This is a genomic window from Kribbella sp. NPDC026611 (assembly GCF_040638345.1).
Taxonomy (GTDB): domain Bacteria; phylum Actinomycetota; class Actinomycetes; order Propionibacteriales; family Kribbellaceae; genus Kribbella.
Map to the genome: position 1 here is coordinate 1,002,373 of NZ_JBEZYC010000003.1, position 25,843 is coordinate 1,028,215.

A 25,843-nucleotide genomic window follows, 5' to 3' on the forward strand; every position below is an offset into this window, starting at 1 on the left:
GTGGTCACGGACAGCAATTGGCGAGAGTCTGGACGTGAGTTCTTGACCCGATGCTACTCATGAGTCATTCTCACTTTTACGCGACCTGAGGAGGGAACCCGTGCCCCGCCCCGCACTCCGAACCCACCTGCGTACGACGATCAGTATCGCCGCGGCCACCGCCGTGCTGGCGACCTTGCCGGTCCCGAGCCGAGCCCAGACGACCGTTGCCGCCGCCCCCACGGACTATTGCCTCGAGCAATGCCGCGACATCCTGCCGCCGGGCCAGAACGGCAACGCGACCTTCACGGATCTCCTTGCTTTCAAGGCGTTGGGGATCCGCCCGCCGCACTTCAGCGACACCGTCAAGCCCTACCAGGACCTCGTCTGGAACTCCCAGGGCATCACCGACGACGGCCTCTCGCCGTACTACGACGACTCGTCGTTCGGAGTGAAACCGGACGACGTGGCAAGCACTGTCCACCCGCGCTCCGACGTCACGATCGTCCGGGACAAGTCGCGCGGCATCCCGCACATCACCGGCACCACCCGGCTCGGCACGATGTTCGGTGCCGGGTACGCCGGTGCCCAGGACCGGCTGTTCGTGATGGACGTCTTCCGGCATCTCGGCCGCGGCCAGCTGACGCCGTTCGCGGGTGGGGCGGCGGCGAACCGCGAGTTCGAGCAGGAGTTCTGGCGGACCGCGCCGTACACCGAGGCCGATCTGCAGCGCCAGTTCGACGACGCCGACGACCTGTACGGCGCCGACGGCGTGAAGATGCAGCAGGACATCCAGGCCTGGGTCGACGGCGTGAACAGCTACATCGACACGGTCGGCATCGCCTATCCCGGTGAGTACGTCGCCCTCGGCCTGCAGTGGCCGACCCCGAAGTGGAAGGTCACCGACGTCGTCGCCACCGCGGCCGTGGTGGCCGGTATCTTTGGCACCGGCGGCGGCTCCGAGGTCGCGTCGGCGCTGGCGCTGCTCGAGGCGCAAGCGAAGTACGGCGTTGCCCAGGGCACCAAGGTGTGGGAATCGTTCCGCTCGCAGAACGATCCAGAGGCCAGTACCACGGTGCACAACGGGACGACGTTCCCGTACGGAACGACCGGTCCGAACCCGGCCGGGCGGGCCATGCCGGACCGCGGCTCGGTCACCGCGGAGCCCGAGGTCATCGACCAGACCGCGAACAAGGCCGCCGCCGTCAAACCCGCGCCGCCCGGCTCGGAGGCCTTGAAGGGGATCTTCGACGACGGTATGTTCCCCAAGGGTTTCGGCACCAAGGGGATGTCCAACGCACTGCTCGTCTCCGGCGCCCACACCCAGAGCGGCCACCCGGTCGCGGTCTACGGCCCGCAGACCGGGTACTTCGCCCCGCAGCTCCTGATGCGCCAGGAGCTGCAGGGTCCGGGGATCAGCTCGCGCGGGATCGCGTTCGCCGGCCTGAACTTCTACACGCTGATCGGCCGCGGCCCCGACTACTCCTGGAGCGCGACGTCGGCGGGCCAGGACATCACCGACACGTTCGCCGTACCGCTGTGCGAACCGGGCGGCGGGACGCCGACGAAGAGCTCGCAGTACTACGAGTTCCGCGGTCAGTGCCTGCCGATCGAGCGGCTCGAGCGGCACAACGCCTGGTACGCCAGCCTCGGCTCGTCCGAACCCGCCGGGTCGTACACGCTGGTTGCGCTGCGCACCAAGTTCGGCATCGTCACGCACCGCGGGACGGTCGCGGGCAGGCCGGTGCTGTTCACCAAGAACCGGTCGACGTACGGTAACGAGGCGGGCTCGGCGCTCGGGTTCATGCAGTTCAACGACCCGGACCGGATCCACTCGGCCGCCGACTTCCAGAAGGCAGCCGCGAACATCGGGTACACCTTCAACTGGTTCTACACCGACAAGGACTCGATCGCGTACTTCAACTCCGGTGACAACCCGGTCAGGGCCGCCGGCGCCGACCCGAACCTGCCGACCTGGAGCTCGTACGAGTGGCAGGGCTGGAACCCGGCCACGAACCGGGCCAGTTACACCCCGCCCGCGCAGCACCCGCAGGTCGTCAACCAGGACTACCTGACCAGCTGGAACAACAAGCAAGCGCCCGGGTACTCCGCCTCGGACGGGCAGTTCGGCTACAACGCGGTCTACCGCAGCCAGCCGCTCGACGACCGGATCAAGGCGGTCATCAACGGCGGCGGCAAGTTCACCCGCGGCAGGCTGGTCGAGGCGATGGAGGACGCGGCTACGGTCGACCTCCGCGGCGACCAGGTCCTGCCTTACTTACTTAGAGTTCTCAAGTCTGCGCCGATCACCGACCCTGCGGTGGCCGATGCGGTCGCCAAACTTACGATCTGGCAGGAAGCAGGCGCCCACCGCAAGACCCCCAACGCTGGCTCGAAGACCTACACCAACGCGGACGCGATCCGGATCCTGGATGCCTGGTGGCCGCTGCTTGTCCCGGCCCAGTTCGGGGACCTCGGACCGGATCTCTACAACGCACTGATCGCCAACCTGAAGATCGACGAGCGTCCCAGTGCGCAGGGTTCGGCGTTCCAGAGCGGTTGGTGGGGCTTCGTGCAGCGGGACCTGAGGAAGGTCCTGGGCGATCCGGTCAAAGCGGAACAGCCGGTGACCTTCTGCGGCAGCGGGTCGTTGGCAGCCTGCAGGTCGGTGCTGACGGAGAGCTTGCTGGCAGCAACCAAGGTGCCCGCGAGTACGACGTACCCCGCGACCGCGGACTGTGCGGCGGGGGACCAGTTCTGCGCCGACCAGATCGTGCACCAGCCGATGGGCGGCATCACGCAGGACCGGATCGCGTGGGTCAACCGGCCGACGTACCAGCAGGTGGTCGAGTTCCCGGCGCGGCGCGGTGACGACGTCAGCAACCTCGCAGGCGGGAAGACGGCGAGTGCGAGCAGCTACGAGCGGGGGCTGTTCAACTCGCCGCCGGCGAACGCGGTCGACGGGAAGCTGGACACCCGCTGGGCGAGCGACTGGTCCGACCCGCAGTGGCTGAAGGTTGATCTCGGCAACGAGCAGACCGTGAGCCGGGTGGTGCTCCGCTGGGAGGCGGCGTACGGGAAGGCGTACCGCGTCGAGGTGTCGCGCGACGGTACGTCGTGGCAGCAGGTCTACGCCACGACGGCGGGCGACGGCGGAACGGATGTGGCGCGGTTCGCGCCGACGCCGGCGCGGTACGTCCGCGTCACCGGGACGCAGCGCGCGACGTCGTACGGGTATTCGCTGTATGAGCTGCAAGTGTTCAGATGGTGATGCCAGGATGAGGGCATGAACCAGAACTTTCCTCCGAACCCGAACCAGCCGCCGTACCCGCCGCAGGGCTACCAGCAGGGGCCGCCGCCCGGCTACCAGGGCCCGCCGCCCGGGTACCAGCCGGGTCCGCCGCCGCAGGGGTACGGGCAGCCCGGGTACGGCCAGGCGCCCGGGAACTACCAGCCCGTGCAGCAGAGCGCGCCGCACGTGGCTCCGCAGGGTTCGCCGTACCCGGTGCTGGTCTCGACCATGAACGACCTGCCGGGTTTCACCGCGGAGAAGGTCTTCGGCGAGGTCTTCGGGCTGACCGTCCGGACCCGCGACTTCGGATCGAACTTCACCGCGAGCTTCCGGTCGCTCGGCGGTGGTGAGGTGCCGGAGTACACCCAGATGCTGGCCGAGTCGCGGCACGTCGCGGTGATGCGGATGTGCCAGATGGCGCAGCAGATGGGCGCCAACGCGATCCTCGCGATGCGGTTCGACTGCAACGAGATCGCGCAGACGATGAGCGAGGTGGCCGCCTACGGAACGGCGGTCATCGTCCGGCAGAACGAGCCGCCCCGGGTGCAGGACAGCACCCCCGACGAGGACGATGCGAATGACAGCTGACCTGCACGGAGCGAGCGCAGCGAGCGACCCGATCGTGTTCCCGCCGGGGTTCAGGTGGGGAGTCTCGACCTCGGCGTACCAGATCGAGGGGGCCGTGGTCGAGGACGGCCGCGGCCCCTCCACCTGGGACACGTTCTGCGCGGAGCCCGGCCGGATCCTGAACGGCGACACCGGCGCGGTGGCCTGCGACCACTACCACCGGTACGCCGAGGACGTCGCGCTGATGCGAGAGCTGGGCGTGGACACGTACCGGTTCTCGTTCTCCTGGTCGCGGATCCAGCCCGACGGAGCCGGCCCGGGGAACGCGTTGGGGCTGGACTTCTACGACCGGCTGATCGACACGCTGCTCGGCGCCGGGATCCAGCCGGCGCCGACGCTCTTCCACTGGGACACCCCGCAACCCCTCGAGGATGCGGGCGGCTGGCTGTCCCGCGACATCACCGACCGGTTCGCGGAGTACGCCGCGCTGCTCGGCGCGCGGTTCGCGGACCGGGTGCCGATGTGGATCACCATCAACGAGCCGATGGTGCTCACGCTGATGGGCTACTCGCTCGGTGCGCACGCTCCCGGCAAGGAGCTGCTCTTCGACGCCCTCCCGGTGGCGCATCACCAGCTGCTCGCCCACGGTCGCGCGGTGCAGGCGCTGCGCGCGGCGGGTGCGACCAACGTCGGGATCGCGTCGAACCACGCGCCGACCTGGCCGGCCGGCGACAGCGTCGAGGACAAGGAAGCGGCGACGCTGTACGACAACCTGATCAACTGGATGTTCGCCGACCCGATCCTGCTCGGTTCGTACCCGGCCGGTTTCGAGGCCGCGATGCCGGGACCGGTCGACGAGGATCTGGCGGTGATCTCGACGCCGCTCGACTTCTTCGGGATCAACCACTACGCGCCGGTCTCCGTCGGCGTCGCGACCGGTCAGGCGTCGACCGCCGCCACCGACGGCATCCAGCTCCCGCCGGGCCTGCCGTTCGAGCCGCGGGAGCTGACCGGCTACCCGACCACCGACTTCAACTGGCCGATCGTGCCGGAAGCGTTCGGCGAGATCCTGCGGATCTTCAAGGACCGGTACGGCGACCGCCTGCCGCCGATCTACATCACCGAGAACGGGTGCGCGATCAACGACGGCGTCGACGACCAGCGCCGGATCGACTACCTGGACGGGTACCTGCGCTCGTTGAAGGCCGCGATGGACGACGGGATCGACGTCCGCGGGTACTTCCAGTGGTCGCTGCTCGACAACTTCGAGTGGGCCGCCGGGTACTCGCAGCGGTTCGGGCTCGTGCACGTCGATTTCGAGACCCAGGAGCGGACGCCGAAAGCGTCGTACCGCTGGTTGCAGGCTCTCATCGCGCAGAACCGGCGATGATTCCGGAGCCGGGGGTGGTGCCGTCGGCGCTGGGCGAGCCGACGGTTCGGGTGCGGGGTGGCTGGGCGGCGGCCGTCGTCCTCGCCAACGTCGGGGTGTTCGCCGCCTGGCTCGGACCGATCCAGGTGCTGCTGGCCAGGCAGTCGGAGGCTGTTGCCCCGAGCAACAAGGAGTTCGTCTACGGGCTGGTGACCGGTGTCGGCGCGGCGGTCTCGGTCTTCGCCAACCCGGCCTTCGGCGCGATCTCCGACCGTACGGCGTCGCGCTTCGGCCGCCGGGTCCCGTGGGTGGTGGCCGGCGCGGTGGGCGGAGCCGTCGGCCTTTTCATCTTGTCCGGCGCGCACTTGATCGCGCTGATGCTGCTCGGCTGGTGCCTGATGCAGCTCTTCGGCAACGCTCTCCTCGCTGCCGCCACCGCCGTTGTCCCGGACCGCGTCCCCGTCAGCCAGCGCGGAGTCGTGGGCGGCTGGGTGGCGATCTCCCAGGTCCTCGGCGCACTCGTCGGTACCGCGCTCGCGGCGGCCTTCGACAACTACGCGCTCGGGTACGTCGCCTGCGCCGCCTTCCTGCTGCTGTCGGTCGTCCCGTACCTGCTGCGCAGCCACGACACCCAGCTGATCGAGCGACCCACCTTCGTCCTGAGCTCGTTCGTGAAGAGCTTCTGGATCAGCCCGCGCCGGTACCCCGACTTCGGCTGGGCCTGGCTGACGCGCTTCCTGTTCAACGTCGGCAACGCGCTCGGCACGCTCTACCTGTTCTACTACCTCCAGGACAAGGTCGGCGTCGCCGACGCGAGCACCGCCGTACTGATCCTGACGGCGATCTACAGCGTCTGCGTGCTGACCACCGCGATCTCGTTCGGCCGCTGGTCCGACCGGTCCGGCCGCCGCAAGATCTTTGTCACCGGGTCCGGGTGGGTGATGGCCGCCGCCGGCGTCGTGCTGGGGTTCTGGCCGACCTGGCCGGGCGCGATCCTCGGCGCGATCGTGCTCGGCATCGGGTTCGGGGTGTACCTGGCGGTCGACTTCGCGCTGCTCACGCAGGTGATCCCGAACGCCCGCGACCGCGCCAAGGACCTGGGCGTGATCAACATCGCGAACTCGCTTCCGCAGGTCCTCGCGCCGGCCATCGCCGCGCCGATCGTCAAGCATCTCGGCGGCTACCCGGTCCTCTACCTGCTCGCCTCGGCCGTCACGCTCCTCGCCGGCGTGCTGGTGACCAAGATCCGTTCGGTCGCCTGACACCTGGGTACCGGCAGGGCATGGACGTCGAAGCTCTTCGGAAGGGTACTCGCGGGGTTGCGCACCGGACGCACCTCAACAACGCCGGCGCCGGACTGCTGAGCGACCGGACGCTCGAGGTCATGGTCCGGCAGTTGCGGCTCGAGGCGGACATCGGCGGGTACGAGGCGGCCGACGTACGACGGGACGCGGTCGAGCAGACGTATGCGTCGCTCGCTCGGCTGGTGGGCGGGCAGCGGTCGGAGATCGCGCTGTTCGACAACTCGTCGCGTGCCTTCAACGCGGCCTTCTACTCGATGCGGTGGGCCGAGGGCGATCGGATTCTGACCGGGCGAGCGGAGTACGGGTCCAACGTGCTCGCCTACTTGCAGATCGCGCAGCGGTACGGGGTCGAGGTGGTCGTCGTACCCAACGACGAGTCCGGGCAGATCGACACCGCGGCGCTGGAGAGCCTGATCGACGAGCGGACCAAGCTGATCGGCGTTGCGCACGTGCCAACGGGCGGTGGGCTGGTGAACCCGGCCGCCGAGGTGGGGCGGATCGCACGCGCCGCTGAGGTTCCCTATCTGCTGGACGGCACGCAGTCGGTCGGGCAGTTCCCGGTCGACGTCGAGGCGATCGGTGCCGACTTCCTCACCGGCACCGGTCGCAAGTTCCTGCGCGGGCCGCGCGGGACCGGGTTCCTGTGGGTGCGGACGGCGATGCTCGACCGGCTCGACCCGCACGTGAACGAGATCGCCGCGTCGGTCTGGGACGGTGAGCGGGGCTTCACCTGGAAGGACGGGGCCACGCGGTTCGAGACCTGGGAGCGCAGCTACAGCAACGTCCTCGGTCTCGGTGCGGCGGTCGACCAGGCGCTCGAGCTGGGGCTGTCAGAGATCGCCAAGCGCACGTTCGCCTTGGGCGCCGAGTTGCGGGAGCGGCTCGACGGACTGCGCGGGGTGAAGACGCACGACCTCGGCCGGGTGCGCTGCGGGATTGTCACGATGAAGGTCGATGGCGTGCAGAGCGAGGACGTCGTACGGCGGCTCGCGGACGTCGATATCAACGTGACGGCGACCGAGGCGGAGGCGAACCAGTTCGACACCGAGGATCGCGGCGTACACCCGTTGGTGCGGTTGTCTCCGCATTACTACAACACGACGGCCGAGCTGGACCGGGCGGTCGCGGCTGTCGAGCAGATCGCGCAGCGGGCTGCTGCTTAGACCAAGTCCTTGAGCGGGGTATCTGCTGTGACCTCGATGCTGTCGAGGTCCAGCCAGGTCGCCATCGTCTTGAGCTCGGCCGCCAACGGCTCGAGGAAGTCGGGTGCTGACGGCTCGGCCGTGAGCGTGGGGACAACCAACGTCGAGGTCTTTCGATCGGCCTTGAGGTCGACACGAGCCACCAGGCGGTCGCCGAGCAGGAACGGCAGCACGTAGTACCCGTGGACGCGTTGCGGCGCGGGGGTGTAGATGCTGATCCGGTAGAAGAAGTCGAACAGGTGGTGCGTGCGGTCCCGGTTCCAGATCAGCGGATCGAACGGTGAGAGCAGCGCCCGGGCGTCGATCGGCTGGTCCTTGGCTTCGTGCCAGCGATAGCTCTGCTGCTTCACGCCTTCGACGCGGACCGGGATCAGGTCGCCCGCCTCGACCAGCTCGCCGATGACCTGGCGAGCTGTTGCCGTTGGCAACGGGAAGTGGCCTTGCCCGGAGCCGCAGAGGTCTTTGGCGGTGCCGACACCGAGGCCGCGGGCGGCGATGCGGACCAGCTCGCGGCGGGCCTCGTCGGCCGTCGGTTCGGTGGCTTCCAGGACGGGAGCCGGGATGACGCGTTCGGTCAGGTCGTAGATCCGCTCGAAGTGCCGGCGGCCGGCGATCGCCACCTTGCCGGCGCAGAAGAGGTACTCGATCGCGATCTTGGCGTCCTGCCAGTTCCACATCGAGCCGGTGGTCGGATCCGGGTCCGGGTCGGTGCGCTTCCGCCGTACCCCAGCCGGGTCGGCCGCGCCCGCGGTCAGTGGGCCCTTCTCGGTGACCAGCTCGAGCACCTGGTCGACGTACCCGGGCTTCTCGGCGGTGAGGCGGCGCATGCCGGCGACCACCGACCACGGCGCGGTGACGTCGGGACTGGGGTCCTCGGCCCAGACCTGCCGGGCCGCGGCGCGCATCCGCCAGCGGAGCAGCGGGTACGCCGTGAGCGGGATGAGGGCGGCCTTGTGGCCCCAGAAGTACTCGAACAGCTCGCGACCCGGCTCCCAGCTCATCCGGTCGAGCGTGCTCCGTGAATAGTTGCCTACTCGCGCGAACACCGGCAGGTAGTGCGAGCGGCACAGCACGTTGACCGAGTCGAGCTGCAGCACCCCGGCCCGTCCGATCGCCTTACGCATCCGGCGCGCGTCGGCCTTGGCAGGCTTCGGGTCCCCGAAACCTTGGGCCGCGAGCGCGATCCGGCGCGCGCTCGCCAGCGAGATCTCGTCCCCAACAGCCGCCATGCGCCGAACTTACTCCTAGGCGGGGACCAATTCCGCGCCGTAGCTGAGGTTCAGCCGCCGGTAACTCGTGCTCAGGAAGGCGAGCAGTACGACGACCAGCAGCAACAAGCTCGCGGCGACGAAGGTGAGCGCGATGCCGCGGGCCTGGCCCTCACCGAGCAGCCAACCGAACGTCGAGCGGCCCGACGCGGTGTTCATGTACGGGATGAGCACGAACTGCGCGAGCGGTCCGACCGCGAAGGCGGCGATCGGGGTGGACGCGGTCTCGATGCTCTGCGCGAAGCCGAACACCCGGCCCTGCTGCTCGAACGGGACCAGCCGCTGCAGGATGGTTTGCTCAGCAGCCTCGGCGACCGGGACGATCAGCATGAACCCGAACATCCCGATGACGAGCAGCGACTGCCACTCGCGGACCGCCGTACCCATGCCGACGATCGCGATGCCGATGTTGGCGAGCATCAGCACCCGCAGCGGAGAGCGGCCGAGGCCGAAGCGGGCGACGAGAGCGCTGCCCGCGATGAAGCCGACGCTGGTGATGCCGAGCACCAGACCCCAGGACTGGACCGAGAAGAGGTTCAGGCCGTAGGGATCCATCAGGGCCATGTAGACGCCCATGATCAGGTTGTTGAACGTGCTGAACAGGACCAGCGGGAACAGACCGGGGACGTTGCGCAGCGTCTCCCAGGCGGTGCGGAGGTCCATGCCGGTCTTCTGGTGGCGTTCCGGCCGCGGCTCGTCGAGGTGGATGGCGACGAGCAGGTGGACGAGGACGCCAACGGTGAAGACGACCGCGATCGCGATCGTCCCGCCCATGCCGACCAAGCCGACCGAGAGCCCGCTGAGGATGCTGGTGACCAGGTGCGCCATCCCGTTCACCGTGCCGACCAGACCGTTGGCCTTGTCCCGCCGGTCCGCGGGCACGAGCAGCGTGACGGCGGTCGAGAGCGCGATGCTTCGGAGTTGCCCAGCGGTGCTGCCGACCAGCACCAGGAGGGCGAACACCCAGAACCAAGCTCCGTGCCAGTCGCCGACCTGGCCGTACACCACTCCGGCGAGGACGAACGCGACTCCGGTGATCGACGTGGAGAGCGCCATCGCGGTCTTCTTGCGGTGCGAGTCCACGATCGCCCCGAACACGGTGCCGAACGCGGCGCCGATCAGCATCGAGAGCCCGGACACCACCGACGCCGCCAGCACCGAGTGTGTCTCCAGGTAGACCCAGAACGCGAACCCGAAGCTCAGGAACGTGGTCGTCACGTTCGCCACCAGGGTGTTGATCAGAAGCCGCCGGAATGTGGTGTTCATACTTCTTCGTCGAAGACGCCCTCACGTTTTTGACATCACGCTCCGTAGTACTTCGAAGTCCTCGGGAGCGAGCGGCACCAGCCCGCGGCGGAGCTGGTACCCCCAGTTGGCCTCGCGGGTCAGGTGGAGGTCCAGTGCGTGCACGTCCGCCCGGCGGACCGGCAGGAACTCGATCCGGCGCCGCCACGGCTCGACCGTGCCGCGGCGGCCCATGCTCATCGGCTCCGCCTGGTACGGCGCCTCGTCGGCGACGATCCCGAGCGCGGTAAACGCCCGGAGCGGGCGCTTCTCGCCGTACTGCTCGGTCGGGGAGTAGATCGCGAACCCGTCGCCCTTGCGCAGCCGGGCGACGCCGTACCGCTTGCCGTGGTTGAGCTGGATGAAGCCGCCCTCGACGGCCCGCCGGCTGTGGTCGGCGGAGACCACCCCCAGCCAGGCCTGCTGAATCTGTGTCATGCACCTACTGTCAGCCGGTATATACGACATCTTTCGTCATGATTTTGCGCCGGAGCTTCGCGATCAGCGGCCAGGCGACCATCACCAGGATGACGGCGTAGATCAGGTAGGCGATCGGGCCGCCGACCAGGCCGGACGCGTCGCCGTTGGAGAGTTGCAGCGACATCCGGGCCTGGCGCTCGGCGATCGGGCCGAGGATGACGCCGATGATCAGCGGCAGCACCGGCAGGCCGAAGCGGCGCATCGCGAAGCCGAGCAGACCGAGGAGCAGGAGCAGCAGGAGGTCGAGCGGCTGCGCGTTGACGGCGTACGCGCCCATCGACGCGAAGAAGACGATGCCGGCGTACAGGTAGGGCCGCGGGATCTGCAGGAGCTTCGCCCAGGCCGGTGCGAGCGGCAGGTTGAGCAGGAGCAGCATCAAGTTGCCGATGAACAGGCTCGCGATCAGCGCCCAGACCAGCCGCGGCTCCCGCTGGAACAGCAGCGGGCCAGGCTGGATCCCGTACGACGTGAACGCGGCGAGCATCACCGCCGCGGTCGCATTCGTTGGCAGGCCCAACGCCAGCATCGGCACCAGCGTCCCCGCGGCGGACGCGTTGTTCGCCGCCTCCGGACCGGCCACGCCCTCGATCGCGCCGTGCCCGAACTCCTCTGGGTGCTTGGACAGCTTCTTCTCCGTCGCGTACGACAGGAACGTCGGGATCTCCGCGCCACCGGCCGGCAGCGCCCCGATCGGGAAACCGAACGCCGTACCGCGCAACCACGGCTTCCACGACCGCCGCCAGTCGGACTTGCCCATCCACGGCCGTCCGACCGGGATTACGGTGCCCGGATTCCGGCGCAGGTGAGCCGCGACCCACAACGCCTCGCCGACCGCGAAGATGCCGACGGCAACCACGACCACATCGATGCCGTCGGCAAGCTGCGGGATGCCGAACGTCAACCGCTCCTGCCCGGTCACCTTGTCGATGCCGACCAGGCCGATGACCAGACCGAGCAGCAACGCGGCGAACCCGCGCACCCGCGACGAGCCGAGAACGGTGGTCGCACCAGCGAACGCGAGCAGCATGATCGCCAGGTAGTCCGGTGCGCCCAGGCTGATCGCGAACTTCACCACCTGCGGCGCGACCAGGACCAGCAGCAACGTCCCGATCGTGCCGGCCACGAACGACCCGATCGCCGCCGTCGCCAGCGCCTGCGCGGCCCGCCCGGCGCGCGCCATCTTGTTGCCCTCGATCGCCGTCACCACCGATGACGACTCGCCGGGCGTGTTCAGCAGGATCGACGTGGTCGAACCGCCGTACATGCCGCCGTAGAAGATGCCGGCGAACAGGATGAACGCCTGGATCGGTTCCAGCCCGTACGTGATCGGCAGCAGCAGCGCGACCGTCATCGCCGGACCGATCCCGGGCAGCACGCCGACCGCCGTACCGACGGTCACGCCGAGCAGGGCGAGCAGCAGGTTGAGCGGAGTCAGCACATCCGCGAATCCTTGCAGCAGTTCCATCAGAGGATCCCTTGCAGTACGCCGGCCGGCAGGTTGACGCCGAGACCGATCGCGAACGCGTAGAACGTGGTCAGCGACAGCGCGCCCGCGATGAACAGGTTGCGGACGTGATGCCGGCTGCCCAGCGCGAACGCCGATCCCCAGAACAGGATCGCGCCGCTGAACACCCAGCCGAGCGGCTCGATCAGGGCCAGGTTGAGCACGAACGACCCGATCAGCAGCAGCACGGTCCGCCAGTCGATCGGCGACGTCGGGTCGACGTCCTCACCGGCCTCCGCCTCGCCGGACCCACCGCGCGCGACGTCGACGGCGTACAGCACGGCGACCACCAGCAGCAGCACCCCGAGCACGACCGGGACCGGCTTCGGGCCGATCGGGTCGTTGCTGTTGGCAATGTGCCGGAGCCGGAGGGCGTCGGTGATCACCAGACCACCGACGACCGCCAGCAGCGCACACATCCCGTACTGCGCGGTGTCCTTCTTGACTGTGCCTGGGCCGGTCGCGGGCTCGTCTGCGCCGGTCACGCGCCGAGCCCGAGCTTGGTGAGTACGTCGGCCACCGCCCGGTCCTGGTCGGTGAGGAACTTGCCGAACGCGTCACCGGTCACGAACGCGTCGGTCCAGCCGTGCTTGGTCAGCTCGGTCTTCCACTCCGCGGAGTCGTGCATCTTGGTCAGCGCGTCGATCCAGACCTTCTTGTCCGCGTCGCTGATCCCCGGCGGTGCGACGATCCCGCGCCAGTTGGTGAAGACCAGGTCGATCCCGGACGACTTGAGTGTCGGCACCTCCTTGAGCGCCTCGACCGGCTGCTCGCTGGTCACCGCGAGGACCCGCACCTGGCCGCTCTGCACCTGGTCGAGGAACTCGCCGAACCCGCTGGCTCCGAAGGCGATCTTGCTGCCGAGCAGCGCGGGGAGCAGTTCGCCGCCACCGTCGTACGAGACGAAGTTGACGTCCTTCGGGTTGATGCCGACCGCTTGCGCGAGCTGCATCGGGAGCAGGTGGTCCGGGCCGCCCGCCGACGAACCGCCACCGACCGCCAGACCCTTCGGGTTCGCCTTCCAGGCGGTGACCAGGTCCTGGATCGTCCGGTACGGCGAGTTCTTCGGGACGACGATCGCGCCGGCCTCCTCGATCAGCTTCGCCAGCGGGGTGGTCTGGGTCAGCGTCGCCTTCGACTTCGACGTGTACGTCGCGCCGACCACGCCGAGGCCCATCTGCATCGCCAGCTTGCCGTTGCCCTTCTCGTTCACGGTCCGCTGCAGGCCGACCGTGCCGCCGGCGCCGGGCAGGTTGAAGACCTGGACGCCGGTGGCGATCTTGGCGTCCTCCATCACCTTCGCGGCGACCCGGGCGGTGGTGTCGTACCCGCCGCCGGCCGTGTTCGGCACCATCAGCCGCAGGCCGGTGGCCGGTTTGCCGTCCTTGGCGCCGGTGTCGCCGTTCTTCTCGGCGGTCGCGCCACATGCTGTCAGACTGAGGAGTGCGAGCACTGCGAGGAGCTTGGACCTCATCGGCGGAGTCCTTTCGTCTCAGGTGGCGACGATCGTGGCCCTCTCGCGGTCGGGACGTCTGCGTTCTGGCCGCAGCGGTGGTTGAGTTCATTGTGGTCACAAGCTCTTGCCGGTCGAACTGTGGCCCAGGACGTGTTCGAGCAGTGATCATGCGGCGGTGACCTTGCGGAACTTGGGACTGAAACGGCGGCCGACCCTGGCCGGCCAGCTGCTGGTGCTGCAGCTGGCGATCGTGGTGGTGGTGCTCGTCGCCGTCGCCGCGGTCTCGCTCGCCCAGTCCGCGGCCACGTTCAACCGGGTCGAAGGGCGGCGGGTGACGCTGCTGGCCGAGCAGCTGTCCTCGAGCCCGACGCTCCGGTTCGGCATCCGGAACCCGGTGCCGGCGGAGATGCTGGCGCCGGCCCTGCAGAACAGCCTGGCGCAGTCCGGCGTCACCTCGATCACCGTCGCGGACCCGTCCGGCCGGGTGATCGCGGCGACCAATCCGACCCTGATCGGCAGTTCGCTCACGCTCGGTGATCCGGGGGTTGCGAATGGTCGTGGGTGGTCGGGGTCGTTGCGAGTCGATGGGTCGAAGGAGCTCGTGGCGCAGGTCCCGGTGCTGAGCGACGGCCAGAACGGCGGGACGTTGGGCGCCCAGCTCGGCACGGTGATGGTCGGCGAGCGGATGCCGTCGATCTGGCAGCGGCTGCGCGGCGCCTCGTCGTACCTCGCGATTTATCTGGGGATCGCGTGCGTGCTCGGCCTGCTCGGGTCGTGGCTGCTGGCGCGCCGGATCAAGCGGCAGACGCTCGGGCTCGAGCCGCGGGAGATCGCCGGGCTCGCTGAACACCGGGAGGCGATGCTCTACGGGCTGGCGGAGGGGGTTGTTGCCTTGGACCCGCATTCGCGGGTGACGCTGGTGAACGACGTCGGGCGACGGCTGCTCGACCTGCCGGCCGGCGCGGTCGGCCGGAGCCTCGACGAGCTCGGGATCGAGGGGCGGCTGCGCGAGGTGCTGTCCGGTGCGGACGAGGCGCGCGACGCGGTCGTCGTACGGCGTGGACGGGTACTGGTGATGAACCGGATGAGTGTGACGAAGGACGGACGGTCGCTGGGATCGGTGACGACGTTGCGGGATCGGACCGAGCTGGCGCAGCTGGAGCGGGAGCTGGGGTCGTTCCGTTCGTCGGCGGAGTTGTTGCGGGCGCAGACGCATGAGTTCGCGAATCAGCTGCACACGATCTCGGGGCTGATCCAGATCGGGGAGTACGACGAGGTGGTGGCGTATGTCGGTGCACTCAACCGGTACCGGGAATCGCTCGATCTCACGCTGACGCGGCGGGTGCACGACACGGCTGTTGCTGCGTTGCTGATGGCGAAGTCGTCTGTGGCGGCTGAGCGGCGGGTGGAGCTTCGGGTGTCGGAGAAGACGACGCTGCTGCGGCTGGATCCGTCGGTGTCGGCGGATGTGGGGACCGTGGTCGGCAACCTGGTCGACAACGCGATCGATGCGGCCGCGCAGTCCGGTACGCCGTTGTCGCCGGCCTGGGTCGAGGTCGAGCTGCGGCAGGACGCGACGAGTGTGGAGATCGTGGTCCGCGACTCCGGGCCGGGGATCGCGCCGGAGTTGGCGGCGGAGGTGTTCGCGCACGGGTTCACGACCAAGGCCGCGGCGGAAGGTGAGCGGGGGATCGGGCTGGCGATGACCCGGTTGATCTGCCGGCGGCGTGGTGGCGAGGTGGCGGTGACCAACATCGAGGACGGCGGAGCGGCGTTCGTCGCGCGGATGTCGGTGGGGGCTCGATGATCACGGTCCTCGTCGTGGACGACGACTTCATGGTGGCGCGGATCCACCACGGCTTCGTGTCGCGGGTGCCCGGTTTCGAGGTCGTGGGTACGGCGAACTCCGGTGACGCGGCGCTGGATTCGTTGCGGTCGTTGCGGCCCGATCTAGTGCTGCTGGATCTCTACCTGCCAGACGGGTTCGGTCTCGACCTGATCGCGCGGATGCGCGCCGTACAGCCTGAGGTGGACATTCTCGTCATCACGGCCGCGCGGGAGGCGGACGCCGTACGGGGTGCCGTTCGTCAGGGTGTCGTCAACTACCTGCTGAAACCGTTTGGTTTCGAGGACCTGCGGGGGCGGCTCGAGGAGTACGCCCGGCGCCGGGCCAGCGTCCCCGACCAGGTCACCACCCAGGCCGACGTCGACCGCGTCCTCTCACCCGCCCGCCCCGCCACCAACCGCCTCCCCAAAGGCCTCAGCCAGGAAACCGCCGCGCTGGTGGCAACCGCCCTCCGCACCCACCCCGACTCCCTCTCCGCCGCCGAATGCGCCGAAAAGGTAGGCATCTCCCGCGTCTCCGCCCGCCGCTACCTGGAATTCTTCTGCACCCGATCCCAGGCAGAAGTAACCCTCCGCTACGGGACCACCGGCCGGCCGGAACGCCGTTACAGGTGGAAGTAGTACGCCCCACGCGGTGCTCCGCGGCCGCTCTGTCGTCGCTGCGCTCCTCCGCCGCAGCCGCTACGCGCGCTCCCACCCACCCTCCGGCTGGCGCCGGCTTTCCTGCCAGCTGCCGCTCGCGGTGACTACCCCGGGCTGGCGTACTACTTGTCGTACTGCTGTTACGGCTGCTGCTGGTGATCCCATCGCGGTGCTATGCACGGCTCCTTCGTCGCCGAGCTACGCGCCGCCCCACCCACCCTGTTGTTCGGGGCGAGCGGCCCCGGTGTTTCCGGCGAGTGCCGGGGGTTCGCTCGCTGCGCTCTCCGGTTCGCGGCTGCCGCCGCGGGGTTGCTCGCTGCGCTCGCGGGCGACTACCACGGGCTGGCGCAGTACCCGTCGTACTGCTGGTGTCGGGCCGAGTGTTCAACGCAGTGCCATGTACGCATGGCTCGTTCGTCGCCCGGCTACGCGCCGCCATACCCACTGCGTGTTCAGGGATGCTTCGGGCGTGCGACCCCGATTTCCGGAGGAAAAATGTCGCCTGGTGGCACTTATGTTCCGCAAACCCACCCCACCAGCCCGGCGACCCTCAATCGGACCGTCATGAAGACCGGGCCGGCGGTGGCGACGATCGGCTGGCCGTTCAGCGTCATAGCCGGGGGTGATTACTCACCACGACCGCGTCGTACCCCCTGCCCGCCGCACTACTCGTCGTACTGCTGTTGACGGCCCCTGCTGGTAACCCATCGCCGTGCTGCGCGCGGCTCATTCGTCGCCGTGCTCCGCGCCGCCCCACCCGCCCGGTCGTTCGGGGCTGCCGCCCCGGTGCATCCGGCTGACGCCCGGGCTCGCTCGCTGCGCTCGCGGGTGACTACCCCGGGCTGGCGTCCTACCCGGCGTCCTGCTGGTGACGGGTTGAGGTGGTTTACCCAGGGCTGCTGGTGGTTCAGCTCGTGCAGTGCTGCGGTTGACCTCATCCGTCGGCCCGTCGGGCCGAACGCGCATGTTCGTGGACGTCGCCCCGCCTTTCCGGAGGAAAAGTGTCACCTGCTGGCACTTTTGCTCCGCAAACCGCCCCCCACCAACCCAGCGACCCTCTACCGGACCGTCAGTTTGAAGATCGGGCTGGTGGTGGCGGCGATCGGCTGGCCGTTCATCGTCATGGCCGGGGTGATTACCCGCCACGACCGCGTCGTCCCCCGGCCCGCCGCCTTGAAGGTGAAGGTGCCCTTGCCGTTGGTGAGGGGGATGTACGTGGCGTGGCGCCAGAGTTTGCCGTCGTACCACTGGAGGTCGGCGCGGACCGTCGCGGCGGGCTGGATGCTGACCGTGGTCGTGACCGGTTGGCCGACCTGCGCGACAGACGTGTTGAAGCCGACCGCGACGTACCTCGTCTGGACTGTCGTCGTCCGCACCGACGTGGAGATTGCCGGTGCGACGGTGAGTTCCTTGCCATTGAGGTGCGACCAGGCCGGGACGAACAGCCGGTACTGGCTTCCGCCGTACACCCGGAAGTTGACCAGGAACTTGAGCGCCTGGTTGCTGTACCGCCCGATCGTCTTCCACGGGTGCGCGGCGTCCGGGCGCGACTGGAGTTCGGTGACGATCCCGGGGTTGGCGACGAACGGGTTCGACGGGTCGGGGCAGTTCACGGTCGGGTTGGGGCACAGCCGGGCGCCCGCGATGGCGGTGAGCTGCACCGGGTTCGAGTACACGGCGGTGCCGGGCAGCGTGAGCCCGGCGGTCATCGCCGTGAAGACCATGCTCGACTGGCCCGTCGCGCCGCCGCGCAGGATCCACTCGTTGAGCGTGAGGATGTTGATCGCGTACGGGCGTGGCAGCGGCGGCACCGTCACCGTGGTCGTGCCCGCCGGCAGGATGAAGGACTGGCCCTTCACGGTAGGGCTCTCGACGACCTGTACGTCGACATGCTCGTTCGTCGACGGCCGGTCGAGCGGGTCGTTCGGGGTTGTGTCCGCGGGTACGGGGTCCAGCGTCCAGTCCAGCTTGATCGAACCGTCGGCCAGCGGCGTACCGGCAGTGAACGTCGGCCGCGGCGCCCCGATCGTGTCGAACCACGGCGAGACCAGCGGCGCGCTCTCGACGCCGGCGTCGTCGACCGAGGCCACGCTGATCCGGACCACCCGGTCCACGGGGGCCAGGTTGCTCCCCGCTTTGGTGAACTCGTTCAGGGCACCGGCCTTGGTGGTTCGCAACGTGTAGCTGCTGCCGCTGTCGGTCTCGACGCGCACGATGTTCGCCTCGCCGGCGTCGGTCCAGCTGACCTTGACCACCGCGGTGTTGATCCAGCTGAGCTGCAGATCCGTCGGCGCGGCCGGTGCCGCGGCCGACGCGGGCAGCTGACTCCCGCCGAGCAGAAGGAGACCAGCGGTCAGCGCGACAAGCGTCCTGCGCATCGAACCCCCAGATAAGAACGCGCCCCCCGGCGCTGTCGGTACGTCGAAGGGCAACCTAGCGTACGAAGGCCGTCGTACAGAAGTCACATTGCAACTAGTTGCAATGGGCATAGGGTGCGGCGTATGCCGATGTACTCGTTTGAAGGTAAGGCGCCGAGCGTGCACCCCGACGCGTGGATCGCGCCGACGGCCACGCTGGTCGGGGACGTGGTCGTCGAGGCCGGGGCGTCGATCTGGTACGGCGCGGTGATCCGGGCGGACCTCGGGACGATCACGATCCGGGCCGGGGCGAACATCCAGGACAACACCGTCATCCACGTAGGCCACAACGGCTGCGACATCGGGCCGAATGCAACAGTCGGTCACCAGTGCCTCGTGCACGACTGCACGATCGGCGAGCAGGCACTGGTTGGGAACGGCGCGATCGTGCTGGACGGTGCCGTCGTCGGCAAGCGCGCGCTGGTCGCCGCCGGCTCGACTGTCACTCCCGGTGCGGTGATCCCGCCGGAGTCCGTCGCGATGGGGTCGCCGGCGAAGAAGATCGTGCCGCTGGAGGGTATGGCGAAGCTGTTCGTCGATCACAACGCCGCCGTCTACCACGCCCTGGCCGAGCGGCACGCGGCCACGGTCGAGCTGGTCGAAGAAACTCCCGAGCGTGATGTCGAAACGTGACCGGCCCGATCGTAGCCACAGTGAGAGACCGGTGACCGGCCGGTTCGACCACTAGGAGTACTTCGATGGAAAGCGTCGCGCGCCGACTCAAGGAGCTGTTCGTACCGATCCACGAGGTCGCGTACATGGCCGACGAGCCGACCGAGGAGCTGCAGGCACTCGGGTACGAGGGCTACTGGCCGGGGTACTTCGCCGCACGGTCCGCGCCGCTCGGGAATGTACCGGCCGAGGTCGTGGACGCGCTCTTCTACAACTTCGTCCCCGGCGAGGTCGCGGCGTGCATCCCGAGCGTGTGGGAGACCGCCACTCCCGAAGCCGTCCTCGCCGCCCGCGAGCGCGGCTGCGTCACCGCCCTCCGCCGAATCCTCGGCGACCTGGCGGACACCCCCGCGATCGCCCGCTCCGCCGAGCTCGCCATGAGAGCTGCGTTGTACGCGCCGATGGAGGGCCGCTTCCTGTACGCCGGCCTCCGCTCCCTCCCCGTACCCGAAGAACCCCTGGCCCGCCTCTGGCACGCAGCCACCCTCCTCCGCGAACACCGCGGCGACGGCCACACCACCGCGCTGGTCGCGGCAGGCATCGACGGCCAGGAATCACACGTCCTCCAGGCGTTGTACTCGGGCATGAAGCCGCGGGAATTCGGCCGCCTGGATCCCCTCACCGACGCCCAGCTAGAAGAGGTCATCAACGGCCTCCGAATCCGCGGCCTGGTAGACAACGAAGCCCAATTCACCCCGGCAGGCCGAACCCTGAGAACCGAAATAGAAACATTGACCGACACACTCGCGGCACCGGCGTACGAATGCCTAGAACCCCACGAAATCGACCAACTAATAGCCGACCTAACCCCAGTCGCCCAGAAACTGAAGGCCGCCAGCCCGTTCTAAACCCGACCCTGCCGGGTGAGGGGGGTGCCGGGGTGAGCGGGTGGCCGGGGTGACGGGTGCCACGGGTTGCCGGGGCTGCCCTGGTGCTGGCTGCCCGGGGTAAGGGTGCTGGATGCGGGGAGAGGGGTGCCTGGGTAAGGGGTGTCGGACAGCCGGCGACTGGTGGTGGCGTACTCGGACGTCGAGAGGACCGGGGTGGCCGTCACGGCTGAGGTGGGTGCTTCGGGTCCGAGGTGGTCGATTGCGCGACGGGTGACGGGCGGCCTCCGGCAGAACCGCACCGAAGGCCGGCTAGGGCTATCTGCTCAACCCGTCCCACCCCACGTACCCCAACCCACACAACCAATTCATCCCTCGTGCACCCGGCCCCCAACAGACCGGACCCGGTGCACTTGAGGACATAAGCCACGTACTCGACGACCCGCCGCGCCACACGCTCACGCGGCATCAGAGCGCAGCGCCGGGCCGGCCACCCCACCCGTGAACCCAGCCTGACCACTTGCAGCCCCCGCCAGCTTGACCACCTCGTAGCCCTGGACAGCCAGCGAGCGATGGGACGACCAGCAACATCCAGCACCAGCAGTCCGTTCACGAACCAACGCCCGCCCCGAGTGGTGACCCACGAGCCCAGCGAGCAACTCCGCGACGCCAGCCGCGAACCCGGCGACAGCCGGAAGCCCGCGAGCGAACCCCGGCGCCAGCCGGGAACACGGGCGCGATCTCCGAACAAACAGGGGTGGACGGGGTAGCGCGTAGCTCGGCAACGAAGGAGCCGTGCGTATCCAGGCCCAGACCAGCCGGGTGTCGGGAATCACCGCGGTCGGGCTGTCAACGGCACCCGTAACAGCACTCGTTTACGGAGGGACGCCAGCCCGGGGTAGTCACCGCGAGCGCAGCGAGCAAGTCCCGGCGGTAGCCGGAAGCTCGCGAGCGGCAGCTCGCAACAGCGAGCGCAGCGAGCAATTCCGCGAGCGTAGCGAGCGAACCCCCGGCGCCAGCCGGGAACACCGGGGCGCCCGCCCCGAACAAACAGGGTGGGTGGGGCGGCGCGTAGCTCGGCGACGAAGGAGCCGTGCGTAGCACCGCGGTCGGACTACCAGCAGCACCCGGTAACAGCAGTACGACGAGTAGTACGCCAGCCCGCGGTAGTCACCCGCGAGCGGTAGCTCGCAACCCGCCAGCGGCAGCTGGCAGCAAGCCGGCGCCAGCCGGAGGGTGGGTGGGAGCGGGCGTAGTGGGCGCGTAGGAGGAGCGGAGCGACGACAGAGCGACTGCGTAGCACGCGTGGGGCGGCTGCGGGGCTGGTGGGGTGGACCTGGGGGGAGGTTACGGTGGCGGGGATGCGAGGAAAGGGGTGTGGGAATGGTTGAGGTTGCTGGGTCTGGGGCTGTGGTGATCAAGCGGGCCGACGGCCGTGAGGACGGGGAGGAGTGGACTGAGAATTACACGGAGTTGCCCGGCGGTGCCGGGGTTTCGTTGATTCTCGAGTCGACGACTAAGGAGGGCGCGGGGCCGCGGTTGCACAAGCATCCGTACGCCGAGACCTTCATCATCCGGCGCGGGTCGGCGACGTTCACTGTCGGTACGGACGAGATCGTGGGTACGGCGGGCCAGATCCTGGTGGTTCCGGCCGACACCCCGCACAAGTTCCGCACCGGGCCCGAGGGGTACGAGGCGATTCATATTCACGCCAACCCGACGTTCGAAACCATCTGGCTGGAGTGATCCGGCCGCGTGATCAGGCCGGAGTACCAGGCGGCGTGATCAGGCTGGGGTGAACGCGGACAGGAGGGTCGCGGTGATGTACGCCGCGGCCTTGTCCGACGTGAGCCGGCCCGCGTGGATCTCGCCCGCGGCGCCGTGCATGACGTTGTGCATGACGCTGACGAGCCATGACGTCGGCAGGTCCGAGCGGAACACGCCCTCGGCCCGCCCGCGCTCCAACAGTTTCTCCACGCGCGCCATCGGGTCGGCGTGCAACTCCTGTACGCGCCCCGGCGGCAGCGCGTCCTGTGCCGCGAGGAGCAGGGCGGCGAACTGATCCACCAACTGCCAGCTCGACTCGATCAACCGCGCCAGCGCGTCCCGCGGATCGCCGGTCAGGTCGAGGGTTGAGAGCCGTTCCTCCCCGAGCTCGATCGCCGACACGACCACGGCGTCGACCAGCTCGGCCCGCGACGGGAAGTGACCGTACAGCGTCACGCGCCCGACCCCGGCCGCCTTCGCGATCTCCGACGTACTCGCCCCCGGATCCCGACTCAAGCACTCCGCCGCCGCCCTCAAAATCGCCGCAATACTCCGCTGCGCATCCGCCCGCTTCCCCCCACCCCCACCCTTCCCCACCGCGTCCAACGCCTTCGCCCCACCGTCCTTCCCCTCCGCATCCGACGCCTTCGCCCCACCGTCCTTCCCCGTGGCGTCCGCCGGCTTCCCCTCGGTGTTCTCTCCCGCGGCGTCCACCGGATTCGCTCGAGCGCTCTTCCGCCGCGCATCCGTCGGCTTCTCCACCGCGCTAGTCCCCGGCACATCCACGCGCTTCTCCTCTCCCGCCGCGCCCGACGGGTTCGCCCCCGCGTCCGCCGACTGCGACCCGGCGCTCTTCCCCCGCTTATCCGCGGGCCTCGCTCGAGTGTCTGCCGGCTTCGTCCCGGTTTGCGCCCCCGGCACATCCGCCGGCTTCGCCCCGGCGTCCGACGGCTGCGCCCCAGCGTTCTTCCGCTGCGGGTCCGTCGGCTTGCCCCCGGTGCTCTTCCCCGGCGCCCCGGGCGGCTTCCCCTCGCCGCGCTTCCCCTCGCCGCGCTTCCCCTCGGCGTTCGACGGGTTCGGCCCGGTGCCCGTTGGCTTTTCCTCGGCGCGCTTGTCCTCCGCGTCCGACGGCTTCGTCCCAGTGCGCTTCCCCGCCGCGTCCGCCGGCCTCGCACCGGTGGTCGTCCCCGGTGCGTCGTCCCGTTTGACTCTCGTCACACCCACGAGACCTCCTCTTGTTGAACATCAGTGTACGAGTTACGGTGGCGAGCATAACCCGTACATGGCTGTTCGACTTAAGGATGAGGCTCATGACTGAACCCGACCCCCGGCGGTGGCGGTTGCTGGGGTTGCTTGCTGTTGCGCAGTTCATGTTGATTCTGGATGTCACCGTGGTGGCGATCGCGCTGCCGAACATCGAGACCGATCTCGGGCTCCGGCGCGAGACGCTGACCTGGGTCGTGAGTGCCTACACGCTGATGTTCGGCGGCCTGATGCTGCTCGGTGGTCGCGCCGCGGACCTGTTCGGCTCGCGTCGCGTCGTGCTGACCGGTCTGCTCGTGTTCACCGCGGCCTCGCTCACGACAGGCCTCGCCAACGGTCCCGAGCTGCTGATCGCCGGTCGTGTCGCGCAAGGCATCGGCGCCGCGATGCTGTCCCCGGCTGCCTTGTCCGTCGTCACCAAGACCTTCGACGGCGAAGAGCGCAACAAAGCCCTCGGCATCTGGTCCGCGATGGGCGGTGGCGGTTCCGCCATCGGTGTACTCCTCGGCGGTCTGCTCACCGCCGGCCCCGGCTGGCCGTGGGTCTTCTACGTCAATGTCCCCATCGGCCTGATCGTGTTCGCCCTCCTGCTCCGCATGCTGCCAAAGGACCGCCCGACCACGCAGCAAGGCCGACTGGACGTACCAGGCGCCCTCCTCGTCACCGCCGGCACCGGTACGGCGATCTACGCGCTCATCAACGCCGGCGACCGCGGCTGGCTCTCCGTCGCGACCCTCGGCACGCTGGCCGGCGCGATCGCCCTGTACGGCGTCTTCGCCGCGGTCCAGCGCACCGTGAAGTCCCCGCTGATGGACCTCCGCATCCTCGCCCGCCGAACCGTTGCCGCCGGCACCTTCATGATCCTGGTCGCGACCGCGCTGATGATCGCGATGTTCTTCCTCGGCTCCTTCTACCTCCAGCACTTCCAGCGGTACGGCGCTCTGCGCACCGGCCTGCTGTTCCTCCCGGTCGCGGTCGCCGCGATCGTCGGCGCCCAGACCGCCGGCCGCCTGGTCGGAAAGCTCGGGGCAAGGCCGATCGCGATGGCCGGATTCGCGATCGCCGCGCTCGGCCTGGCTGCTCCCGCGATCTGGGAAGGTGCAACCGTGATCGTGATCGGGATGACCGTGGGGACGATCGGGGTCGGAGCCGCGTTCGTCGCGTCCTCGACGACGACGTTCGCGCAGATCGACTACCGCGAGGCCGGGCTGGCGTCCGGGATCCTGAGCACGTTCCACGAGTTCGGTGCGTCAATCGGGGTCGCCGTGGTGTCGAGCGTGGCGGCGGCGAGCCTGGCCGGGACGGTGAGTACCGGGTTCACCAGGGGATTCACGTTCGCCGCGATCACCGCCGCAATCGCGGCCGTCCTCGCGCTGATCGTCGTACCGGCGCTCAAGCCTTCGACAGGAGCAGCTCATGTCCACTGAGATCCGGCGAGCGACCGTCGCCGACGCCGAGACCGTTCTGACGTTGCTGCTCGAGCTGGCGACGTACCAGGACCAGCAACAGTACGTGCAGTCGACAGCCGAGGACTGGCAACGCTTCCTCGCCCAACCGGAGGTCCTAGTCCTACTGGCCGAAGTAGACGGTGAGCCAGCCGGCTACGTCTCCTCGTTGCGACGCCCATACCTCTGGGTCGGTGGGGACCAGTTGGCCCTCGACGACCTCTACGTAAGAGAGCAGTACCGCGACGGCGGCGTCGGTCGGCAGCTGATGCTCGCACTGGCGAAGGAAGCGCTGCCCGACCGGCTCCCGATCGGCTGGGGACTGAAGATCGACAACACCGCCGGCTACCGCTTCTACGAACGTCTCGGCGCCAAGCTGGTCACGAAGACCGCGGCCAGCTGGTCGCCGGACGTCTACGAACGCCTTCTGGATCAGGACAACGTGTAGGTCGCCGCCACCGGCCAGTGGTCGGAGGCGAAGCTGATCGGTACGGACGCCGCGGTCGGCACCAGCTGCGGAGTGTGCAGCTGGTGGTCGATCCGCTTGGTCGGCAGCGGCGCCGGGCTGGTCAGCCCAAGCCCGAGGCCCTTCTGCGGCCAGGTGTCGGTCCAGTGCGCCGTCAGCGTCTTCATCTCTGCCGACGTCGGTACGGCGTTCATGTCGCCGACCAGCAGCGTCGCCTCGGACGCGCCCGCGAGCAGCCCGACGATCGCGTTCACCTGCTCGACCCGCTCGCCGTCGTTGATCGTGGTCAGGTGCGTGTCGGCGAAGCGCAACGGCGTACCGTTCACGTCGATCAAAGCCTCGAGGAGCCCGCGCTGCTCGCTGTTCGGGTGCAGCGGCAGCAGCGTGTTCCGCGAGTCGACGATCGGGTACTTCGAGAGCACCATCGTCCCGTACTGCCGCCGCGGCCGGCCCGGCGCCGGCGGGTCCCAGTCGAGGTTCGCGGCGAACACGTAGTTCATCTTCAACCGCGCCGCGAGCAGCGCCGGCTGGTCCGCCCAGTTGCTGCGGGCATCGAAGTACCGGTCGACCTCCTGCAGGCCGACGATCTCGGCGCCGGATGCCTCGATCGTTTGCGCCACCCGCTCGAGATCCAGCTTGCCGTCGGTCCCGGCGCCATGGTGGATGTTGAACGTGAGCGTCTTCACCACCTGAGAACTTACCTGCGCCTGGGCGGTGAGCGGAGCCACCACCAGTAACAGACACCCGGCTACTGCGGCCAGCAATCCAGAACGTCGCATGGCCGCAGTATTCCG

The 25,843-nt window shown here is 68.9% G+C and carries 21 protein-coding genes; 12 read left to right on the top strand and 9 right to left on the bottom strand.

Annotated elements, in window-relative coordinates; all coding sequences use genetic code 11:
• Window positions 1–100 precede the first annotated feature (100 nt).
• Genes AB0E69_RS16760 through AB0E69_RS16780 form a run of 5 tightly spaced genes read left to right on the top strand, consistent with a single transcriptional unit; the run spans window position 101 to window position 7,674 of the window.
• Window positions 101–3,250 carry a penicillin acylase family protein gene (locus tag AB0E69_RS16760; RefSeq protein ID WP_360145670.1) on the top strand — a complete coding sequence of 1,050 codons (3,150 nt, stop codon included), beginning with the start codon at window positions 101–103 and terminating at the stop codon, window positions 3,248–3,250.
• 15 nt (window positions 3,251–3,265) lie between these two features.
• Window positions 3,266–3,859 carry a YbjQ family protein gene (locus AB0E69_RS16765; protein WP_360145673.1) on the top strand — a complete coding sequence of 198 codons (594 nt, stop codon included), beginning with the start codon at window positions 3,266–3,268 and terminating at the stop codon, window positions 3,857–3,859.
• On the top strand, window positions 3,849–5,228 hold the full coding sequence (locus tag AB0E69_RS16770) for a GH1 family beta-glucosidase (protein WP_360145676.1): 1,380 nt from the start codon (window positions 3,849–3,851) through the stop codon (window positions 5,226–5,228). Before AB0E69_RS16765 ends, AB0E69_RS16770 begins: the two co-directional genes overlap by 11 nt.
• Window positions 5,225–6,469 carry an MFS transporter gene (locus AB0E69_RS16775; protein WP_360145679.1) on the top strand — a complete coding sequence of 415 codons (1,245 nt, stop codon included), beginning with the start codon at window positions 5,225–5,227 and terminating at the stop codon, window positions 6,467–6,469. The genes AB0E69_RS16770 and AB0E69_RS16775 overlap by 4 nt, the downstream gene beginning before the upstream one ends.
• Before the next feature lie 20 nt (window positions 6,470–6,489).
• The gene (locus AB0E69_RS16780; protein WP_360145682.1) at window positions 6,490–7,674 is read left to right on the top strand and encodes an aminotransferase class V-fold PLP-dependent enzyme; all 1,185 of its coding nucleotides are present in this window, start codon (window positions 6,490–6,492) and stop codon (window positions 7,672–7,674) included.
• On the opposite strand, the gene AB0E69_RS16785 is transcribed toward AB0E69_RS16780, so the two are convergent.
• From AB0E69_RS16785 to AB0E69_RS16810, 6 genes are read right to left on the bottom strand one after another with little or no spacing between them, the layout of a single operon-like run.
• Window positions 7,671–8,942: a crosslink repair DNA glycosylase YcaQ family protein gene (locus tag AB0E69_RS16785; RefSeq protein WP_360145685.1), complete on the bottom strand. Its 1,272-nt coding sequence runs from the start codon at window positions 8,940–8,942 to the stop codon at window positions 7,671–7,673. The genes AB0E69_RS16780 and AB0E69_RS16785 overlap by 4 nt on opposite strands.
• 15 nt (window positions 8,943–8,957) lie before the next feature.
• Window positions 8,958–10,247, bottom strand: a complete 1,290-nt coding sequence (locus AB0E69_RS16790; RefSeq protein ID WP_360145688.1) for an MFS transporter — start codon at window positions 10,245–10,247, stop codon at window positions 8,958–8,960.
• A 21-nt stretch (window positions 10,248–10,268) separates the two neighbouring features.
• Window positions 10,269–10,703, bottom strand: a complete 435-nt coding sequence (locus AB0E69_RS16795; protein WP_360145691.1) for an EVE domain-containing protein — start codon at window positions 10,701–10,703, stop codon at window positions 10,269–10,271.
• Between the two features lie 10 nt (window positions 10,704–10,713).
• A complete protein-coding gene (locus AB0E69_RS16800; RefSeq protein ID WP_360145694.1) occupies window positions 10,714–12,210 on the bottom strand; it encodes a tripartite tricarboxylate transporter permease in 1,497 nt (498 codons plus the stop codon).
• Window positions 12,210–12,734, bottom strand: coding sequence for a tripartite tricarboxylate transporter TctB family protein (locus AB0E69_RS16805; protein ID WP_360145697.1), 525 nt, complete (start codon window positions 12,732–12,734; stop codon window positions 12,210–12,212). The genes AB0E69_RS16800 and AB0E69_RS16805 overlap by 1 nt, the downstream gene beginning before the upstream one ends.
• On the bottom strand, window positions 12,731–13,723 hold the full coding sequence (locus AB0E69_RS16810; protein WP_360145700.1) for a tripartite tricarboxylate transporter substrate binding protein: 993 nt from the start codon (window positions 13,721–13,723) through the stop codon (window positions 12,731–12,733). The genes AB0E69_RS16805 and AB0E69_RS16810 overlap by 4 nt, the downstream gene beginning before the upstream one ends.
• 157 nt (window positions 13,724–13,880) lie before the next feature.
• Between AB0E69_RS16810 and AB0E69_RS16815 the strand changes: the two genes are divergently transcribed.
• Both AB0E69_RS16815 and AB0E69_RS16820 read left to right on the top strand, forming a co-directional pair.
• Window positions 13,881–15,512, top strand: coding sequence for an ATP-binding protein (locus AB0E69_RS16815; RefSeq protein WP_360145703.1), 1,632 nt, complete (start codon window positions 13,881–13,883; stop codon window positions 15,510–15,512).
• A complete protein-coding gene (locus AB0E69_RS16820) occupies window positions 15,509–16,171 on the top strand; it encodes a response regulator (RefSeq protein ID WP_360145706.1) in 663 nt (220 codons plus the stop codon). The genes AB0E69_RS16815 and AB0E69_RS16820 overlap by 4 nt, the downstream gene beginning before the upstream one ends.
• Before the next feature lie 1,079 nt (window positions 16,172–17,250).
• Here the strand turns inward: AB0E69_RS16820 and AB0E69_RS16825 are convergent.
• Complete coding sequence (locus tag AB0E69_RS16825) at window positions 17,251–18,570, bottom strand: hypothetical protein (protein WP_360145709.1); 1,320 nt, start codon at window positions 18,568–18,570, stop codon at window positions 17,251–17,253.
• A gap of 123 nt (window positions 18,571–18,693) precedes the next feature.
• Here AB0E69_RS16825 and AB0E69_RS16830 point away from each other — a divergent pair, with 123 nt between their 5' ends.
• From AB0E69_RS16830 to AB0E69_RS16840, 3 genes are all read left to right on the top strand, one after another.
• The gene (locus AB0E69_RS16830; RefSeq protein WP_360145712.1) at window positions 18,694–19,242 is read left to right on the top strand and encodes a gamma carbonic anhydrase family protein; all 549 of its coding nucleotides are present in this window, start codon (window positions 18,694–18,696) and stop codon (window positions 19,240–19,242) included.
• 65 nt (window positions 19,243–19,307) lie between these two features.
• Window positions 19,308–20,129, top strand: a complete 822-nt coding sequence (locus AB0E69_RS16835; RefSeq protein WP_360145715.1) for a MarR family transcriptional regulator — start codon at window positions 19,308–19,310, stop codon at window positions 20,127–20,129.
• 1,362 nt (window positions 20,130–21,491) lie between these two features.
• Window positions 21,492–21,854 (top strand): cupin domain-containing protein, encoded by a 363-nt coding sequence (locus AB0E69_RS16840; protein ID WP_360145718.1) that lies wholly within the window; start codon window positions 21,492–21,494, stop codon window positions 21,852–21,854.
• A 39-nt stretch (window positions 21,855–21,893) separates the two neighbouring features.
• Here AB0E69_RS16840 and AB0E69_RS16845 read toward each other — a convergent pair whose 3' ends face one another.
• A complete protein-coding gene (locus tag AB0E69_RS16845; protein ID WP_360145721.1) occupies window positions 21,894–23,093 on the bottom strand; it encodes a TetR family transcriptional regulator in 1,200 nt (399 codons plus the stop codon).
• A 92-nt stretch (window positions 23,094–23,185) separates the two neighbouring features.
• Between AB0E69_RS16845 and AB0E69_RS16850 the strand changes: the two genes are divergently transcribed.
• Complete coding sequence (locus AB0E69_RS16850; RefSeq protein WP_360145724.1) at window positions 23,186–24,565, top strand: MFS transporter; 1,380 nt, start codon at window positions 23,186–23,188, stop codon at window positions 24,563–24,565.
• On the top strand, window positions 24,555–25,031 hold the full coding sequence (locus tag AB0E69_RS16855; RefSeq protein WP_360145727.1) for a GNAT family N-acetyltransferase: 477 nt from the start codon (window positions 24,555–24,557) through the stop codon (window positions 25,029–25,031). Before AB0E69_RS16850 ends, AB0E69_RS16855 begins: the two co-directional genes overlap by 11 nt.
• Here AB0E69_RS16855 and AB0E69_RS16860 read toward each other — a convergent pair.
• Window positions 25,016–25,735 carry an endonuclease/exonuclease/phosphatase family protein gene (locus tag AB0E69_RS16860; RefSeq protein ID WP_360145730.1) on the bottom strand — a complete coding sequence of 240 codons (720 nt, stop codon included), beginning with the start codon at window positions 25,733–25,735 and terminating at the stop codon, window positions 25,016–25,018. The two genes, AB0E69_RS16855 and AB0E69_RS16860, sit on opposite strands and share 16 nt — an antisense overlap.
• Window positions 25,736–25,843: the final 108 nt, after the last annotated feature.

Coding starts and splice junctions, on each gene's coding strand:
- AB0E69_RS16765 (WP_360145673.1), top strand. CDS start 3,266: ATGAACCAGAACTTTCCTCCGAACCCGAACCAGCCGCCGTACCCGCCG.
- AB0E69_RS16770 (WP_360145676.1), top strand. CDS start 3,849: ATGACAGCTGACCTGCACGGAGCGAGCGCAGCGAGCGACCCGATCGTG.
- AB0E69_RS16775 (WP_360145679.1), top strand. CDS start 5,225: ATGATTCCGGAGCCGGGGGTGGTGCCGTCGGCGCTGGGCGAGCCGACG.
- AB0E69_RS16780 (WP_360145682.1), top strand. CDS start 6,490: ATGGACGTCGAAGCTCTTCGGAAGGGTACTCGCGGGGTTGCGCACCGG.
- AB0E69_RS16785 (WP_360145685.1), bottom strand. CDS start 8,942: ATGGCGGCTGTTGGGGACGAGATCTCGCTGGCGAGCGCGCGCCGGATC.
- AB0E69_RS16790 (WP_360145688.1), bottom strand. CDS start 10,247: ATGAACACCACATTCCGGCGGCTTCTGATCAACACCCTGGTGGCGAAC.
- AB0E69_RS16795 (WP_360145691.1), bottom strand. CDS start 10,703: ATGACACAGATTCAGCAGGCCTGGCTGGGGGTGGTCTCCGCCGACCAC.
- AB0E69_RS16800 (WP_360145694.1), bottom strand. CDS start 12,210: ATGGAACTGCTGCAAGGATTCGCGGATGTGCTGACTCCGCTCAACCTG.
- AB0E69_RS16810 (WP_360145700.1), bottom strand. CDS start 13,723: ATGAGGTCCAAGCTCCTCGCAGTGCTCGCACTCCTCAGTCTGACAGCA.
- AB0E69_RS16820 (WP_360145706.1), top strand. CDS start 15,509: ATGATCACGGTCCTCGTCGTGGACGACGACTTCATGGTGGCGCGGATC.
- AB0E69_RS16825 (WP_360145709.1), bottom strand. CDS start 18,570: ATGCGCAGGACGCTTGTCGCGCTGACCGCTGGTCTCCTTCTGCTCGGC.
- AB0E69_RS16830 (WP_360145712.1), top strand. CDS start 18,694: ATGCCGATGTACTCGTTTGAAGGTAAGGCGCCGAGCGTGCACCCCGAC.
- AB0E69_RS16835 (WP_360145715.1), top strand. CDS start 19,308: ATGGAAAGCGTCGCGCGCCGACTCAAGGAGCTGTTCGTACCGATCCAC.
- AB0E69_RS16840 (WP_360145718.1), top strand. CDS start 21,492: ATGGTTGAGGTTGCTGGGTCTGGGGCTGTGGTGATCAAGCGGGCCGAC.
- AB0E69_RS16850 (WP_360145724.1), top strand. CDS start 23,186: ATGACTGAACCCGACCCCCGGCGGTGGCGGTTGCTGGGGTTGCTTGCT.
- AB0E69_RS16855 (WP_360145727.1), top strand. CDS start 24,555: ATGTCCACTGAGATCCGGCGAGCGACCGTCGCCGACGCCGAGACCGTT.